The organism is Aeromonas sp. 603607 (assembly GCF_049171595.1).
Classification (GTDB): Bacteria; Pseudomonadota; Gammaproteobacteria; order Enterobacterales; family Aeromonadaceae; genus Aeromonas; species Aeromonas veronii.
Map to the genome: position 1 here is coordinate 114,529 of NZ_JAAKOV010000003.1, position 17,721 is coordinate 132,249.

Here is a 17,721-nt window from a genome sequence, read left to right on the forward strand (position 1 = left end):
TCATATGGGATGGGCGAAGAGTGGCTAGCGGCGGCTGCGCCAGCGCACCCTGGGGGTGATCACCTGGGCAGTCTGCGCCGGGGGATTGCCCGCAATCAGTTGCTGCATCAGCTCGAAAGCGGCGAGGGCCAGCGCCGGACAGTCCTGCGCCACCGAGTCGATGCGCATGGGGATGCAGTCGAGCAGGTCGTGATCGTCGAAGGTGCACAGGCGCATCCCTGTCTCCATCAACCCCGCCTCGTTGAGGTAGCGCAGTACCCCTTCCAGCAGGGTAAAGGAGGCGGTAAAGAGCCCCCTGGGAGGCGCTCCCAGCTCGGCCACCAGCTCGGCCATCAGCTGATAACCGGAGCTCGGCTGGTAGTCGCGATGGCGCACCCGGGCGGCATCGGCTTCAAAACCGGCGCGATGGAGCCCCAGCTCATAGCCCGCCAGCCGGTGACGGCTGGGGGAGAGATCCAGCAAACCGCCGAAGTAGTAGATCTCCTCGCCGCACTCGCTGGTCATGTCCCGCACCAACTCGGCGGTGGCCTTGCAGGCATCGGAGATCACCATGGGCAGGCGCGACTCGCCAATATGGCGGTCGAGCTGCACCACCGGCAGGCGGTCGTGAATGCGGGCATAGATGTCATCGCTGTGGCCGCTGGAGGCGACAATCAGCCCATCCACCTGACGGCTGATGAGGTTGTCCACCACCCGCTGCTCGAGAGCGGGATCATCCTCGGAGCAGGCGATCAGCAGCTGGATGCCCGCCTCCCGGCAGTGGGCCTCGAGGGCGCGGGCGATGCGGGCAAAACCGAAGTTGGTGAGATCGGGGATCACCAGCCCCCAGGTGTAACTGCGGGTCTCGCGCAGGGAGCGGGCGTGAAAGCTCGGCAGGTAGTGACACTCCTCCGCCACCGCCTGAATGCGCTTGCGGGTATCGTCGGCAATGCGGTACTCCGCACTCTTCCCGTTGAGCACCAGACTGGCGGTCGCCTTGGACACCCCCGCCAGTTCGGCGATCTGGGCAATCGTGATCCGTTTCTTCTTCTCCACCTGGCCTCCCGGCTGACTAGAACCGGGCTATTGTACTAGGCACGCCGACAGCGGCCAGTGATTGAGGCAAATTTTGCAGCCATCATCGCCGTTACCTGATGAAAGTTGCGGCTTTTCCCCGGGGAAGTAGCGCGCCGACAGGCTGTGACGCCCCTCATCGATGAAACACTCCAGACTGGAGCGATCGCACAGGACGGTGATCCGCCTGCCAGCCCATGGGCTGCTGCGGGTCTCCCACGCTCCGCTCTGCCAGTTCTGGCGCCGCAAGGTGAGGCGCCCCGGCTGCCACACCAGCTCGGCCACGGCACCGAACCAGAGGCTCCCCTCACCACGCAGGTCCAGATCGAGCCAGGCCGAGTCGATGGCCAGCCCCGGAAATTCGCCAAGCGTCTCCTCGAAGCTGGTCAGTTCTCCCTTGAGCGCCGCAAGCTCCGCCACCGGCCGCTGGCAGAGCCACTCATCCTGCCAGAACAGCTCCCGCGGGCAGCTCATCTGGTGGAGCCAGCCGTGAGCGACCGTAGGTTGGCTCATCTCGTTCTCCTCCGGCAGCCCCAGCCAACCGAACAGGAGGCGGCGCCCCTGACTGTCTCGGGTAGTTTGCGGTGCATAGAACTCGAAGCCCCGGTCCAGCTCGTGGAAAGCCCCGTGCTCGAAGCGCTCGCCATCGAAGTTGCCCGCCAACCAGCCGCACTGGTAGAGGTTGCGATAATCCTCGCCTGCCGGGGCAATCCCTTGCGGGCAGCTGATCAGCACATGGCGATCCCCTAGCGGGAAGAGATCCGGGCACTCCCACATATAACCAAACTCACCCAGCCCCCCTCGCCCGCTACCGGCGATGGGACCCACCCGCTGCCAGCTCTGCAGGGTGTCGCCGCGATAGAGCAGCACTTCACCCTTGTCATCCAGAGTGCGGGCTCCCAGCACCATCAGCCACTGCTGGCCGTCGTGCCACACCTTGGGGTCGCGCACATGGCCGCTGTAGCCTTCGGGCAGATCCAGCACAGGCCCCAGCTTGGCAAAACCGCCCTCACCGTCGGCGCGGGCCAGACACTGATAGGCGGTGCGGCTGCCATCCGGGTATTTGACATTGCCGGTGTAGATGAGGGTCAAACGCCCCTGCTCGTCGCTCACCGCAGAGCCCGAATAGCAGCCGTGGCTCTCATAGGCTTCGGTGGGCAACAGCGCCACCGGCTCGTGCTGCCAATGCAGCAGATCGGTGGAGGTGACATGCCCCCAGCCCTTGTTGCGGTGCTCGCAGCCAAGCGGGTTCCACTGGTAGAAGAGGTGGTAGCGCCCGTTGTGCTCGATAAAGCCGTTGGGATCGTTAAGCAGCCCCACCGGGGCTGCCAGATGCCAGCGGGGCCGATGGGGATCGGCCGCCGCCTTGAGCTGTCCGGCCAGCAACGACCGGACAATCTGGTTGAGAAGATCGCTTTCCTTCATCACTCCACCTTGTACTTGAGCAGGTAGGAAGCGGCGAAAGCGGCGCCAAAGGCGATCACCAGCCCGATGATGTAGTGAATAAGGCTCATGGGCTGGACGATGGCCATACCGGGAATACCGGTCAGCCCCACCGCCGTCATCCCCACCTTGGCCGCCACCACGTAGGCGCCGCCGCAGGCCCCGCCAAACAGACCGGCGAGGAAGGGTTTGATGTAACGCAGGTTCACCCCGAAGATCGCCGCTTCCGTGATACCCAGCAGGCAGGACATGGCAGCCGGCACGGTAATGGCCTTGATCTTCACGTCGCGAGTCTTGAAGTAGACCGCGAGGCAAGCCCCGCCCTGTGCCACGTTGGCCATAGCCCAGATGGGCAGCAGGAAGTTGACGCCAATTTGCGGATTGGCCAGCAGCCCCGCCTCGATGGCATGGAAGCTGTGATGAATGCCGGTGATGACGATCAGCGAATAGGTGCCGCCAAATACCAGCCCCGCCAGCCAGCCTGCCTGCTCATAGAGGGCGCTCAGACCAAACGAGATGCCATCCCCCAGCACCCGACCCGCCGGGCCGATAAAGAGTAGCGCCACGAAGCCGGTGATGATGACGGTCAAAAACGGGGTGAGGATCAGATCCAGCGCATCCGGAATGCGCTTGCGCAGCTGTTTCTCCAGATGGGACATAAACCAGACCGCCAAGAGCACCGGGAAGACGGTACCCTGATAGCCGATCATGGCGACATCGAGACCGAAGAAATCCATGGTCTTGAAGCCACCGGCCACGCCCCAGGCGTTGGTCAGCGCAGGATGGGTGAGAATACCGCCGAGGGTCGCCCCGAGGTACGGATTGCCGCCAAACTCACGTGCTGCCGTAAAGCCGATGAGGATCGGCAATATGATAAAGGCCGCCGAGCTGAACATGTCGAGCATCACAAACAGAGCGCTGTCGGCATTGGCCCAGCCGTAGGTGCGCACCATGCCGAGCAGCCCCATCAGCAGGCCCGAGGCGACGATGGCCGGAATGATCGGCACGAAGATGTTGGAGAGGGTTCGCGCCAACCGTTGGGCCACGTTGAGCTTGGCCGCCGCCATGTCGGTCAGTTCCGCCTTGCTGGCGGTGCCGGTACCGGTCAGCGCCACAAACTCCGCATAGACCTTGTTGACCAGACCGGTGCCGAAGATCACCTGAATTTGGCCCGCGTTGCTAAAGCACCCCTTGACCCCCTCCAGCTTGTCGATGGCGGCCTTGTTTACCTTGCTGTCATCGGCCAGCACCAGCCGCAGCCGGGTGGCGCAGTGGGCAGCGCTGACGATGTTCTCCTTGCCCCCGAGCAGGGGCACCAGATCCTTGGCTATCGCACTGATATTCATATTCTTCCTCTTATGACCCGCCACGCTGGCGGGCCCTTGTCACATGAGAGTAGGGGCTGTCGAGCCGGGCTTCTAGCCGCAGATCAACAGCCGCTTGCGCCTGATCGCAAAAAGGCATCCAGTTCGGTGCGGGTCGGCAACGCCGTCATCGCCCCCTTGGCGGTGGTGGCGAGCGCCCCGCAGCCGTGGGCCTGAGCCAGGATGGCGGGCAGCTCGGCCAGCGTCGGCAGCGACGAGCGCCCGGCCAGCGCCGCCAGCAGACCGGCGACGAAGGCATCCCCCGCCCCCGTGGTGTCGATGGGCGTCACTTTCTGCCCCACCCACTCCAGCAACTCGCCATCAAGGCGAGCCACCACACCGGCCGCCCCTCTGGTCACCAGCACCAGCGCCGGGCCAGAGAGAGTGGCGAGCCCGGCAGCCAGATCATCCTCGCCACTCAGCAGTTGCAGCTCCTCAATGGAGAGCTTGACCACATCCGCCTGCGCGATGGCCTGACGCACCAGCGGCAGCATCTCGGCCGGGTTGCCCCACACCTCGGGGCGCAGATTGGGGTCGAAGCAGACTCGCCCGCCTTCCGCCTTGATGGCTGCCATGGCCTGCAGGCAGCTGGTGCGCACCGGCTCGTTGGCGAGCGCGATGGAGCAGGTGAGCAACCACTGACCGGCCTTGAAACGGGGCAACTCATCCGGGGTGAGGAACTGGTCGGCACTGGGGCGCACCATAAAGGTGAAGCTGCGCTCCCCCTCGTCATCCAGTTCTACCAGCACGGTCGAGGTGCGATGGTCAGGATCGAGCCACAGCGCGGCCACATCCACCCCCTCCCCGCTCAGGGTATCGGCCATAAAGCGGCCGAACGGATCGGCGCCGACCCGGCCGATAAAGGCCGCATCGCCACCCAGCCGTGCCACGCCAACCGCCACATTGGCGGGCGCGCCACCCGGACACTTGAGGTAGTGCAACGCCCCTTCCGGGATCAAGTCCACCACCGCATCCCCCATTACCCACACACGATTCGTCACCTTGCTACTCCACTGCTGCATCGGATCCACGGTCCAACCCGAACTCTGTTCTATTGGCTGGCATTATCGGCTAAACCGTTTTAGCCAACCAATAGATCTCGGCACCGGTTGCCATTTTTGTGATCGGGATAACGAACTAGAACCAGGTTTCCATCTGTACGCCAAAGTTCCACTCGCCACCGGCGGTGAAGTTGCTCTGGCCCATGGCATCGTCGCTGGCGTAGTTGTCGAGCTCGGAGGACCAGTCCATCCAGCTGGCGAACACCCGAAGCTCAGGCCGCTCGAAGAAACCGGCGGTCTGCGCCTTGAAGGTGGGGGCGAAGGTGAGCTTGGTGAAGTTGCCGTTCACCGCCTGGCGTCCCTTGTAGCCCTTGGGATCGAGATCCATGTACTGCCAGGCCGCCTCGTAGACCAGCTCCACGTTCTGGCTCAGCACCTGCGCCACCCGGGTATTGACGGTGAGCCAGCGATACTCGTCCCCTTTCACGTAGCGATCCTGACTCTGCTCGGCCAGCAGGGCCGGGGCAAAACGCCAGCGCGAGTTGAGATCGGTGGCGCCAAACACGGCGACCCGCACCGCATCGGCGTCCGGCAACAGCTCGCTGTCAGAGCCCAGCCCCTTGACCTCGGCCCCCAGCCCATGACCGTACAGCACAGCCGCCTTGGCAAAACCGGGGTTGAGGCCAAAGAAGCTCTCGCCGTGGTAGGCCAGCAGGGTGTGTGCCCCCTTGTCCGCCGCCTCGCTGCCCTCCCCCTTGTCATTGATGCGGGCGTCATTGTCCTTGGCCGAGAGACCGTTCACCATCCACTGCCAGTTACCGACGCGGTTGTTCATGGTGAGGATGTAGCTCTCGATATCGGAGAGACCGCTGGCGCTGATGTCGCCGTAATCGCGGCCATAGAGGGAGAAGTTGGCCTTCCAGCTGTCGGCGAGCTGCACGTCGTAAACGCCGCCGCCGGTACCGGCCAGGAACACCACGTCGGAATCGAGCCAGTGGATGTCGAAGTTGTCGCGGTCAAAGCGCTTGCCCGCCCACAGCACCGCATTCTTGAAGGGGCCGTCGAAGCTCGCCAGATTGCCGATCTCGGCAAACACCTGACGGGTATTGAGGCTCGAATCGCTGGCGGTCCAGTCGTTGCTGGTCTCAACCCCGTCTGCCAGCATCAGCTTGTAGCGAGCCCAGCTGCCATCCTCGAAGGTCTGGGTTTTCAGCAGGTTGGCCTCCATGTAGGTGTCATCTTCGTTGCCAAGGCGACCGACGGCCCCGCCCACCGAACCGGCTGGCGTGATGTAGGGGCCGCCGCGCCCGCCGTTGCCATTGCTGTTTACCAACAGGCCCGAGCGGGCATAGCCGTGAAACTCGAAGCCCTGGGCACCAGCGGTCTTTTCATCCACCTGCTGGCTGCGGTTGTTGGCCACCTGCGCCTGCTCGCTGGCCGCGCTCGCCTTCACTTCCGCCTGACTGGCACGGCTCTCTGCTGCCTCGGCTCTCGCTTCAGCCGCCTGTACCCGCGCCTCCAGCGCCGCCAGACGGGCCTCGATACCGCCATCCGCCGCCCACAGCGGGCTGCTCATCCCCAATCCCAGCGCTACCGCCAGCGCCAACTTGCTCTTGAACATCATCATCTTCCTCACCTGTCATCTGTGGCCCGGACGGGCGCTGTTGTTATCGACAGCCAGAGCATAGCTAAACCAATTTAGCCAACTCAATACAGCAACTAAACCGTTTCAGCAGCAGTGTGAGCGGGATAACATTTGTACAGCAGGAATTGGCGGGAGTTGTGAGGAGGATCCCTCATCAGGATCCACTCAATAAGGCGGATCCCGATTCTGCGAGCAGCGACCCTGACAATGTGAATAGGAAGGGGGGCACCTCACCACCAACCGGATCAGGGTGCTGGCGATGGGTCTGCCAGGTATCGGCATACCCTATGCGTCATTCTGTTGGTGGAGATTGTTACACGCATTACACCATCAGGTTCGGCTACAAAGCAGCGTAAATAATACCGATCACGCATGCGATATGGCTGAATACGCGACATTCCTGTCGTTCAATTACCAAAATATCAATAAAGATGTTTCTAAATGTTTCTGGCGGTGGATTAATTATTTACCAATAAGAACCATTCCAGTAGCATCGCAGCATTGATTAATAACGGAGACCATCAGTGGGCAATTCATCAGATGACAGTAGGTTGTTGAGCTCGTCAGCCAATACCTGAGTCGCGAGATCCCCGCAGATTGTTCTGCCGCTATCTCGCACTATGCGGAGAGCGGTTTATTTGCACCTGAGTGCAATTCCTTCCCTGTATTCACTCGATGTCTGTTACTGACGCCATCCAATGCTACAGACTGGATGCGTAAATAATGCCTGCATGGGTCTCCTCCTGATATCAGGGTCACCATGTCATTACCACTGTTACCTCATCACGCCATGTTTTTCCGCCTCTGGCGTGCGTCAACGATGGCGAGCCTCTATCGCTGCAGGTCAGTAGCCACAAGGCTTTTGACAAGGTGGCATGGGAGATGGCAACAGCCGCTAGCCGGGCGACGACCGTCCCGCGATCCGCTCCACCTTCATTTACTTGTGCCGAGTGCAACACCTGTTCATTCCCCATGCGTGGCTATTGACGGGTAAGCATATGACGATTCTTTACATCAATCAGGAGGTGTGTCATGGACCCTGACCCTGGAGCCGGTATCGGCGACTAGTCCGGATTAATTTTCGGGCGTTATTTCCTTATCTATTTTTGCTGATGTGATGTCAGTCGGAATTCTATTTTCTATTTTCCAGGCTGATGTATTAAAGGATATATAAATGCAATACCAAGATATTCACCAACAACTGTATGTACTGCTGCAAAACAAGGATCGTATGGGGATCCAGAGCCTCAGCCTGAATATTCATGAGGTCGATCTGGCACAAGCGATAAACCGCCTGACAGATAAACATATTCATACCTTTCTCAATCTGGTTCCTGCATTGCGTGCCGCACGCATCTTCCGCCATCTGCCCAGCGATATTCAGGCCAGCCTGGTACGTTCCATGGCCAAGCCCCAATTGGAGGAGTTGTGTACCCGCCTATCCCCCGATGACAGAGCCGATCTCTACAATCGTCTGCCCGCAGCCTTGCGCCAGACCCTGCTCGATGCGATGACAGATGAAGAACGTGAGGATACGCAACGGTTGGCCTCTTACCCGGAAAACCTCGTCGGCTCCATCATGAGCTCGGATTGTGCCAGCCTGACGGCTGACATCACTGTGGGAGAGGGGCTGCAACGGCTGCGCAGCACTGCTGCCGACAGGGAGAGCATCTATACCCTGTATGTCGTGGATGAAATGCGCCGCCTCATCGGGGTTGTCTCCCTGCGCGAACTGTTTCTCGCCGACAGCAAAACCCCCATCTCGGCCATTATGCAGCGCGAGCTGGTGAGTATTCAGGCCGATGCCCCCAAAGGCGAAGCCGCGGAGATGATCGCCCGTTACAACCTGCTGGCCCTCCCCGTATTGAATCAGGATCAGCAGTTGCTCGGCATGGTGACCGTGGATGATGCAATGGATGTTGCCGAAGAGGAAGATGCCAACCGGATTGCCCGCTTCGGTGGTACGGCTGCGCTGGGAGGTCCCGAACTTGATCTTCGCGCATCCAGCACCTTTAACATGTTCAGCGCCCGATTCTTCTGGCTGGCGGTCTTGACCGTATTCGGCATACTGACCAGCAATCTGGTCGCCGCTCAGGAAGAACTCATCAGCGAAGTACTGATCCTCGCAGCCTTTATTGCCCCTATTATCGACATGGGGGGCAACTCGGGCAGCCAGTCGGCCACCTTGGTGATCCGGGCAATGGGCATGGGTCAGATCAAGCTGAGCATGCGTGACTTCTTTTTCGTGCTGCGGCGCGATCTGCCCGTCGCAATGGCTCTGGGGCTGGGTGTCGCCCTGCTGGAAGGGGTGATGGCATTCTGGAGCAAGAGCATCGGCTGGGACATCGTCATGATTGTCAGCCTCTCTGCCATGACGGTGACTGTGGTTGGCAGCCTGCTTGGTCTGGTCCTGCCGTTTGCCGCACGGAAGATGGGGACTGATCCGGCAACCCTCAGCTCCCCCATGCTCACCTCGATCATGGATCTGTTGGGCGTGCTGATCTATTTTGGTTTCGCCTATGCCTTCCTCGGTGGGTCACTGGCTGCTGCCTGACAGCGCACAGCAGATGGGGGCAGCCAAACCACCGCCATCTCCGATAGTTCAAGATAAAAGAGAGGGAGGCATCACGCCTCCCTCTCTCTTTATATCGACACGGGTCTATGCCATCACTTGGTCAGATCGTCGAAGAAGCGTTTCACCCCTTCGAAGAAGCCTTCCGATTTCGGCTTGTGGGTCTTGGCAGCGGCGCCGCTGAAGGATTCGTCCAGCTGGCGCAGCAGCTCTTTCTGCTGCTCGGTGAGGTTGACCGGAGTCTCGATCACCACCTTGCACATCAGATCCCCTACCTGGCCGGAGCGTACTGACTTCACGCCCTTGCCGCGCATGCGGAACATCTTGCCGGTCTGGGTCTCCGGAGTGACCTTAAGCTTGACGCGGCCATCCAGGGTCGGTACTTCAATCTCGCCACCCAGCGCAGCTGCGGTGAAGCTGATGGGCACTTCGCAGTAGAGGTTGTTGCCGTCACGCACGAAGATCTCGTGCTCTTTGACGTGCACCTGTACGTAGAGATCCCCTGCCGGAGCTCCTGCTTCCCCCGCTTCCCCTTCGCCGGAGAGACGGATGCGATCGCCGGTATCGACGCCCGCCGGAATTTTCACCGACAGGGTCTTGGTGCGCTGGTAGCGACCTTCACCGTGGCACTTGCGGCACGGATCCTTGATGATCTTGCCGCGGCCGTGACAGTGCGGACATGCCTGCTGCACCGCGAAGAAGCCCTGACGCATCTGCACCTGGCCGGAGCCATGGCAGGTCGGGCAGGTCTGGGCACTGCTGCCGGTGTGGGCACCGGAGCCGTTACAGACTTCGCAGTGAACCAGAGTCGGCACCTTGATCTCCTTGGAGACCCCGCGTACCGCCTCTTCCAGCGTCAGCTCCATGGTGTAACGCAGGTCGGAGCCTCGGGCCGGGCCACGACGAGCACCACCACGGCCACCGCCGAAGATGTCACCGAATACGTCACCAAACATGTCGGCGAAGTCGGCACCGCCGCCAAAGCCACCGTGGCCACCGCCACCCTGGCTCGGGTCGACACCGGCATGGCCGTACTGGTCGTAACGGGCACGCAGGTTGGCATCGGTCAGGACCTCGTAGGCTTCCTTGACCTCTTTGAACTTCTCTTCGGATGCGGCATCACCCTGATTACGATCCGGGTGATACTTCATGGCCAGGCGCTTGTACGCCTTCTTGATCTCGCGATCGTCGGCATCTTTCGCCACACCCAGTACTTCGTAGAAATCGCGCTTCGACATACTCATCCTGTGGTTACGCAGACGGGCGTTGGTTACCCAACGCCCGTGAATTCATTGACCAAGCCGATGGGCGAAGCGGACTCCGCCCATCTGGGTAGGGCTTACTTCTTGTCGTCTTTCACTTCTTCGAACTCGGCGTCGACTACGTCGTCGTCAGCCTTGGCAGAAGAGGAGGACTGACCGGCATCAGCACTGGCTGCACCCTGGGCCTGAGCCTGCTGCTGGGCAATTTCCATCAGCTTCTGGGACGCTTCCAGCAGAGCCTGCTGTTTGGCTTCGATAGCAGCCTTGTCGTCACCCTTGATGGCAACTTCCAGCTCGCTCAGCGCGGCTTCGATCTTGGTCTTGTCGTCGGCAGGCAGGGCCTCACCGGCTTCGGTGATCTGCTTGCGTACGGAGTGGACCAGACCATCAGCCTGGTTGCGAGCCTGTACCAGCTCTTCAAACTTCTTGTCCTCGGCCGCGTTGGCTTCGGCTTCGCGTACCATGCGCTCGATCTCGTCATCAGACAGACCAGAGGAGGCCTGGATGGTGATCTTCTGCTCTTTGTTGGTCTCTTTGTCTTTCGCAGAGACGTGCAGGATACCGTTGGCATCGATGTCGAAGGTCACTTCGATCTGCGGCAGACCACGCGGTGCCGGACGGATGCCTTCCAGGTTGAACTGGCCCAGAGACTTGTTGTCGCTGGCGCGCTTGCGCTCACCCTGCAGCACGTGAATGGTCACGGCAGACTGGTTGTCTTCGGCAGTGGAGAACACCTGGGACTTCTTGGTCGGAATGGTGGTGTTCTTCTCGATCAGCGCAGTCATCACGCTACCCATGGTTTCGATACCCAGGGAGAGCGGGGTAACGTCCAGCAGCAGTACGTCGGTCTTGTCACCGGACAGTACGGCGCCCTGGATGGCAGCACCCATGGCCACGGCTTCGTCCGGGTTGACGTCTTTACGCGGCTCTTTGCCAAAGAACTCGGCAACGGTCTTCTGAACCAGCGGCATACGGGTCTGACCACCGACCAGAATCACGTCGTCGATCTCGCCAACTGCCAGACCGGAGTCTTTCAGGGCGACACGAACCGGCTCCAGAGAGTCTTTCACCATGTCTTCTACCAGGGATTCCAGCTTGGCGCGGGTCACCTTGATGTTCATGTGCTTCGGACCGGTGGCATCTGCAGTGATGTACGGCAGGTTGACGTCGGTCTGCTGGGCAGAAGAGAGCTCGATTTTGGCTTTCTCGGCGGCATCTTTCAGACGCTGCAGAGCCAGCTGGTCGTTGCGCAGGTCGATGCCCTGCTCACGCTTGAACTCGTCTACCAGATAGTTGATGACGCGGTTGTCAAAGTCTTCACCACCCAGGTGGGTGTTACCGTTGGTCGCCAGTACTTCGAAGGTGGTTTCGCCTTCAACTTCGTCGATCTCGATGATGGAGATATCGAAAGTACCGCCACCCAGGTCATATACGGCAACCTTGCGCTCGCCCTTGACCTTGTTCACGCCGTAAGCGAAAGCAGCTGCTGTCGGTTCGTTGATGATGCGTTTTACATCCAGACCGGCGATGCGACCGGCATCCTTGGTAGCCTGACGCTGGGCGTCGTTGAAGTAGGCCGGAACAGTGATAACGGCTTCGGTTACCGGCTCACCCAGATAGTCTTCGGCGGTCTTCTTCATCTTTTTCAGCACTTCGGCAGAGATCTGCGGCGGTGCCATTTTCTTGCCCTTCACTTCAACCCAGGCGTCGCCGTTGTCAGCTTTGGCGATGGCGTACGGCATGATTTTCAGGTCACGCTGCACTTCTTCATCTTCAAAACGACGACCGATCAGACGCTTGATGGCGAACAGGGTGTTTTTCGGGTTGGTGATGGCCTGACGCTTGGCCGGCTGACCAACCAGGATCTCGCCATCATCGGCATAGGCAATGATGGACGGAGTAGTACGATCGCCTTCTGCGTTCTCGATCACGCGAGCAGTGTCGCCATCCAGAATAGCGACGCAGGAGTTGGTAGTACCCAGGTCAATACCGATGATTTTACCCATTTGACGAATCTCCAAATACTTTGAATAAACTGGCGAGGAACTCGCCTTAATGCGTTAACGGCTAGGTGGGGGCTGCCAATCTGGCTTTCAAGCTCCCGGCATCAAATTTTTTGTGCCGCCGCGGCCTTGCTACCTATATGGGGTCGCCGGACGCAGCTTCAAGCCCTAACCCTAAAAAACCACACCCTTTGTCATGGTTGCGCGGTCACGTTGAGCCGTAAAACCGGGCAAGATGAACAGGTGCTGCACTGCGAAACAAAAAGCCCGCCACAGGGCGGGCTCGGGCACCCACAGCCAATCAGTCGACCGCTTTGGCGATCATCACCATGGCCGGACGGATCACCCGACCGTTGAGGTCATAGCCCTTCTGCATCACGGCAATGACGGTGTTCGGGGCCACATCGGCACTCGGCACCATGCTCATCGCCTGATGGGCGTTGGGGTCAAACGGCTGGTTGATCGGGTCGAGCGCCACCAGACCAAACTTGGCCACGCCGCTCTGCATGGATTTCAGGGTCAGCTCGACACCTTCGATCATCGGCTTGAGGGCTTCGTTCTCCTTGTCGGCCAGTTCGATGGCACGCTCAAGGTTGTCCAGCACCGGCAGCAGTTCATTGGCGAACTTCTCCAGCGCGAATTTGTGCGCCTTCTCCACATCCAGCTCGGTACGACGACGCAGGTTCTCCATCTCGGCGGCGGTACGCAGGGCGCGTTCACGCTCTTCCGCCGCTTTTTGGATGGCGGTTTCCAACTGCGCTTCCAGTTCGGCAATGCGGGCCTGCTCGGCTGTCACTTCACTGTCTACATCGGTCGGCTCGACTGGCTGGGCTTCCACTTGCTCCATCGTTTCAACCTTTTGCTCTTCGTGGTTCATGACATCTCCAATTCCGGGGTTACTTATGAGGGCCCTGACGTCTGGTTGAGCGACCGGACGACAACAGACCGACTATGTTGGCGCTATTATGGGGATGCATCCCCGGCTTTCAAGGGGTAAAGGGCAATCTGGGTTGCTGAATAGCCGCAACCGTCGGTTTATCCGGGTTACCGCTCACCGTTTAACCAGTAGCCTCAAGGGGATAGCCAGCCCCGTCACACGGGAGAGCGTCACAAGCGGAGCAAAGCACTGTATACTGGCCCGCAATACCCATCCCAGATCTGACTGACTATGGATTCTCCGTTCAAAACCATCGCCCTGATTGGCAAACCCCACCATGAGGGGGCCAACCAGACGCTGACCGGCCTGCATCAATACCTGACCGCCCGCGGCTTTCGGGTACTGGTGGAGAGCCGGGTCGCCCAGACCCTGAGCATCCTCGATGAAAACGTGATGGATCTGGTGCAACTGGGCCAGCAGGCCGATCTCGCCATCGTGGTCGGCGGTGACGGCAACATGCTGGGGGCGGCGCGAGTGCTGTCGCGCTTCGATGTGGCGGTGATCGGGGTGAACCGGGGCAACCTCGGCTTTCTGACCGACCTCTCGCCGCAGGATTACCTGCTGCCACTGGAGCAGGTGCTTTCCGGTCACTACAAGAGCGAACACCGCTTCCTGCTGGAGGCTTCGGTCTATCGCCACGGCGAGCGCAAGTCGAGCAATCTGGCGGTGAATGAAGCAGTGCTGCACCCGGGCAAGATCGCCCACATGATCGAGTTCGAGGTCTATATCGATGGCAGCTTTATGTATAGCCAGCGTTCGGACGGCATCATAGTGGCCACCCCGACCGGCTCGACCGCCTACTCCCTGTCGGCAGGTGGCGCCATCCTCACTCCCAAGCTCAACGCCATCACGCTGGTGCCCATGTTCCCGCATACCCTGAGCAGTCGCCCCATAGTGCTCGATGCCGACAGCGAAGTACGGCTGCTGGTCTCGCCGGATAATCAGGACGATGCCATGCAGGTGAGCTGTGATGGCCAGGTGACGCTGGCGGTCCACCCGGGGGACGAGATCCTGATCAAGAAGAGCCACCACCAGCTTCATCTGGTGCATCCCCTCGACTACAGCTACTTCCACGTGCTGCGCAACAAGCTCGGCTGGGGCAGCAAGCTGTTTTAATCGGCGCTGACCGACAACGGCATTGCCAGAGAGGGCGCCTGAATTGGCGTCCTTCTCTTTTCTTTCGTGGCAACGTCCCCTGCACTCTCATATCCGTACCGCGCGTCAATGGTCCGTACCGCATTCTCATAGCCATACCACACAGGCTCCCCCTTCCTGTGTTAAAAATGGCGGCGCCCTCTTTACTGTATATAAGACCAGTATATACTGGATGCATACACAGTAATGTTGACCTATACAGGATGAGACCATGCTGACCCAGCTGACCGTCAACAACTTCGCCATCGTCAAGTTTCTCGAACTCGATCTGCAACCGGGCATGACCTGCATCACAGGTGAGACCGGTGCCGGTAAATCCATCGCCATCGACGCTCTTGGTCTCTGCCTCGGAGAGCGGGCAGAAGCCGGCATGGTGCGACCCGATAGCGACAAAAGCGAGGTCAGCGCCCGCTTCCTGCTGGACAACAACCCGGCCGCCCGCGCCTGGCTCGCTACCAACGAGCTGGAAAACGAAGGTGAGTGTATCGTCAGGCGAGTCATCTCAGCCGAGGGGCGCTCACGCAGCTATATCAACGGCGTGCCCGTCCCCCTCACCCAGCTCAAGAATCTGGGCCAGCTGCTGGTCAACGTACACGGTCAGCATGCCCACCAGATGCTGCTCAAACCGGACTACCAGCTCGCTCTGCTCGATGGCTATGCCGGTCACCATCTGCTGCTCGACGAGGTGCGCCAGCACTATCAGCAGTGGCGCCAACTGCAAAACGAACTGAACCGGCTCAAGGCCGAGCAGCAGCAGCGGGAAGCGCGCCGTCAGCTTATCGAGTACCAGGTGCAGGAGCTGGACGAATTTGCCCTGCAACCGGGGGAGTTCGAAGAGATCGAGGAAGAGCACCAGCGTCTCGCCAACGGCACAGAACTGATGCAAGAGTGCGGGGCTTGCCTCGACCTGCTCTATGACAACGAAGAGACCACTATCGCAGGGCTGCTGCAATCGGCCGTCGATCGGGCCGAGGGGTTGGTCAGCATGGACAGCCGCCTCACCCCGGTACTGGAGATGCTGAACGAAGCGCTGATCGGGGTGCAGGAGAGTCACAGCGAACTGCGCAGCTACCTCGATCGGCTGGAGCTGGATCCCGAACGTTTCAACGAGCTGGAGGCCCGCCTCTCCAAGGCGATCAATCTGGCCCGCAAGCACCATGTCAAACCGGCAGATCTGGCTCAGTACCATCAGGAGCTGGCCTCGGATCTCGCTCGCCTCAACTCCGATGAGGAGCGGTTAGAGGGGATGGAAGATGAGCTGGCCGATGCCCGTCAAGCTTTTGTGCAGGCCGCCGAAGCCCTGAGCCAGAGTCGCCAGCGTTACGCCCAGGAGCTGGGCGCCAAGGTAACCTGCAGCATGCACGAACTGGCGATGCCCGATGGCCGCTTTGCCATCGAGGTGCGCCCCGATGCCCAGAGCAGCCTCTCTCCGCTAGGTATAGATCGGGTGGAGTTTATGGTCACCACCAACCCGGGCCAACCGATCCAGCCGCTTGGCAAGGTGGCCTCCGGCGGTGAGCTGTCGCGCATCAGCCTCGCCATCGTGGTGATCAGCGCCCGCAAGATCTCCACTCCGACCCTGATTTTCGATGAGGTGGATGTGGGGATCAGCGGCCCGACTGCCGCTGTGGTAGGTCGCCTGCTACGCCAGCTCGGGGAGTCCACTCAGGTGATGGTGGTCACTCACTTGCCTCAGGTGGCTGGCAACGGCCACCAGCATATGGTGGTGAGCAAGCATACCGATGGCAAAACCACCGAAACCCAAATGAGTAACCTTGATGAGACAGCCCGTCTCAACGAGCTGGCACGCCTGCTCGGTGGCGACCAGATCACCGACAACACATTGGCCAATGCCCGCGAGCTGCTGCGTCGCTGAATCAGGCAATAAAGCCCACTTGCAGCGATGGCGACTGATAACGCTGACAGAACATGCTGACTGCGCAGGCAAGAACGAGTGCCATAGCCTGCGCAGTCAGCAATAGCCAATAGCCAATAGCCAATAGCCAATAGCCAATAGCCAATAGCCAATAGCCAATAGCCAATAGCCAACTGTGATAACTGAACTCGCGTCAGGATTACCGACCCAGATCAATAAAATGGCGAGTTAGGCGAAGCTGGCAGCAACATGGACGTGGATCCGGTTGCCTTCATGTAGCGGATTTCGCATAGTGTTGCCCCCCTTTATGGGTATCCAATTGTGAGGCTTTGTCTATGATCCACGTTTTTGGTCACAAGAATCCTGATAGCGACAGTATCTGCAGTGCGCTGGTTATCACCGACTGGCTCAATGGCCAGGGCCGTCAGGCCACCCCATGGCGTCTGGGTGACCTGCGCACCGAAACCCGTTTTATTCTGGAGCAGGCTGGCGTCAGCGAACCCGAGTTGCTGACCAAAGATCTGACCGGTGAAGATGTCTGGCTGGTGGATTTCAGTGATCTGGAACAGGGTCCTGCCACACTGGCACAAGCCAATGTACTGGGTCTGGTGGATCACCACCGTCTCGGTACCCTGGTCACCCAGTCTCCGCTGGATGCCTGGATCCGTGCCGTCGGCTGCACCTGCACCATCGCCTTCGATCTGCTGAGCCAGCAAGGCACTGTGACCCGCAGCCAGGCTCGCCTGATGCTGGGCGCCATCATGAGCGACACCCTCTGTCTCACCTCGCCGACCACCACCGAGCAGGACAAGATCGCTTGTGAGCGTCTGGCACCGCTGGCCGAAGTATCGCTGGCCGAATTCGGCCAACAGCTGCTGATGGCGAAAACCGACCTGAGCGGCCTGACTCCAGCTCAACTGCTGCAGCAGGATGAGAAGGCATTCCAAGCCGAAGGGTTGAACTTCATCATGAGCCAGATCGAAGTGGGCAGCGAACAGCAACTGGCCGAGCACCTGCCAGCCCTGCAGCAGGAGATGGCCCAGCGCGTGGCGAGCGAAGGGCTCGACTTCTTCGTGTTGATGGTGACTGACCTGACTGCGGCTGCCAGCCGTATCTACTTTACCGAGCACGCCAAAGTACCGGCAGAGTCCAGCTACCACCCGGGCTTTGTCAGCCGCAAGAAGCAGGGTCTGCCCTGGGTGATGGATCTGCTGGCCAAGGCCTGATCTTCCCTCGCCATCACCTATTCCAAAGCCCTGCCTCTGCGCAGGGCTTTTTCATCGCCACCGCCAGCGGCACTCCCCATCCTCTTGCTGACCATCTTGCTCACCACTGCGGTCTCTCGCTTACTCCTTTCACGGCTTATTGACAGTTAACGCCATAACTTTGCTTACATATTTGCGGCTGTTA

The 17,721-nt window shown here is 60.1% G+C and carries 12 protein-coding genes; 4 read left to right on the plus strand and 8 right to left on the minus strand.

What is annotated here, in order from left to right:
* Positions 1–24: 24 nt before the first annotated feature.
* The 5 genes from G5315_RS04885 to G5315_RS04905 all read right to left on the minus strand — a co-directional run bounded on the left by G5315_RS04885 (position 25) and on the right by G5315_RS04905 (position 6,488).
* Positions 25–1,035, minus strand: a complete 1,011-nt coding sequence (locus G5315_RS04885; RefSeq protein WP_058055966.1) for a LacI family DNA-binding transcriptional regulator — start codon at positions 1,033–1,035, stop codon at positions 25–27.
* A 27-nt stretch (positions 1,036–1,062) separates the two neighbouring features.
* Entirely contained in the window at positions 1,063–2,478 is a 1,416-nt protein-coding gene (locus G5315_RS04890; RefSeq protein WP_421332604.1) for a glycoside hydrolase family 32 protein, read from the minus strand.
* Positions 2,478–3,842 carry a sucrose-specific PTS transporter subunit IIBC gene (locus G5315_RS04895; protein WP_043818633.1) on the minus strand — a complete coding sequence of 455 codons (1,365 nt, stop codon included), beginning with the start codon at positions 3,840–3,842 and terminating at the stop codon, positions 2,478–2,480. Before G5315_RS04895 ends, G5315_RS04890 begins: the two co-directional genes overlap by 1 nt.
* An 83-nt stretch (positions 3,843–3,925) precedes the next feature.
* Positions 3,926–4,882, minus strand: a complete 957-nt coding sequence (locus G5315_RS04900; protein WP_258721008.1) for an aminoimidazole riboside kinase — start codon at positions 4,880–4,882, stop codon at positions 3,926–3,928.
* Between the two features lie 115 nt (positions 4,883–4,997).
* Positions 4,998–6,488 (minus strand): carbohydrate porin, encoded by a 1,491-nt coding sequence (locus G5315_RS04905; RefSeq protein ID WP_371166465.1) that lies wholly within the window; start codon positions 6,486–6,488, stop codon positions 4,998–5,000.
* Between the two features lie 1,192 nt (positions 6,489–7,680).
* Between G5315_RS04905 and mgtE the strand changes: the two genes are divergently transcribed.
* Positions 7,681–9,060, plus strand: a complete 1,380-nt coding sequence (gene mgtE / locus G5315_RS04910; RefSeq protein WP_216954257.1) for a magnesium transporter — start codon at positions 7,681–7,683, stop codon at positions 9,058–9,060.
* 113 nt (positions 9,061–9,173) lie between these two features.
* On the opposite strand, the gene dnaJ is transcribed toward mgtE, so the two are convergent.
* The 3 genes from dnaJ to grpE form a co-directional block, all read right to left on the minus strand.
* On the minus strand, positions 9,174–10,316 hold the full coding sequence (dnaJ, locus tag G5315_RS04915) for a molecular chaperone DnaJ (RefSeq protein ID WP_216954258.1): 1,143 nt from the start codon (positions 10,314–10,316) through the stop codon (positions 9,174–9,176).
* 101 nt (positions 10,317–10,417) lie between these two features.
* Entirely contained in the window at positions 10,418–12,346 is a 1,929-nt protein-coding gene (gene dnaK, locus G5315_RS04920) for a molecular chaperone DnaK (RefSeq protein WP_421332606.1), read from the minus strand.
* A 298-nt stretch (positions 12,347–12,644) separates the two neighbouring features.
* The gene (grpE, locus tag G5315_RS04925) at positions 12,645–13,220 is read right to left on the minus strand and encodes a nucleotide exchange factor GrpE (RefSeq protein WP_069527411.1); all 576 of its coding nucleotides are present in this window, start codon (positions 13,218–13,220) and stop codon (positions 12,645–12,647) included.
* 291 nt (positions 13,221–13,511) lie between these two features.
* Here grpE and nadK point away from each other — a divergent pair, with 291 nt between their 5' ends.
* From nadK to G5315_RS04940, 3 genes are all read left to right on the plus strand, one after another.
* Positions 13,512–14,396: an NAD(+) kinase gene (gene nadK / locus G5315_RS04930; protein WP_005338038.1), complete on the plus strand. Its 885-nt coding sequence runs from the start codon at positions 13,512–13,514 to the stop codon at positions 14,394–14,396.
* A 250-nt stretch (positions 14,397–14,646) separates the two neighbouring features.
* Entirely contained in the window at positions 14,647–16,311 is a 1,665-nt protein-coding gene (gene recN, locus G5315_RS04935) for a DNA repair protein RecN (protein ID WP_421332608.1), read from the plus strand.
* A 335-nt stretch (positions 16,312–16,646) separates the two neighbouring features.
* Positions 16,647–17,537: a manganese-dependent inorganic pyrophosphatase gene (locus G5315_RS04940; protein ID WP_040065992.1), complete on the plus strand. Its 891-nt coding sequence runs from the start codon at positions 16,647–16,649 to the stop codon at positions 17,535–17,537.
* The last annotated feature ends 184 nt before the right edge of the window (positions 17,538–17,721 follow it).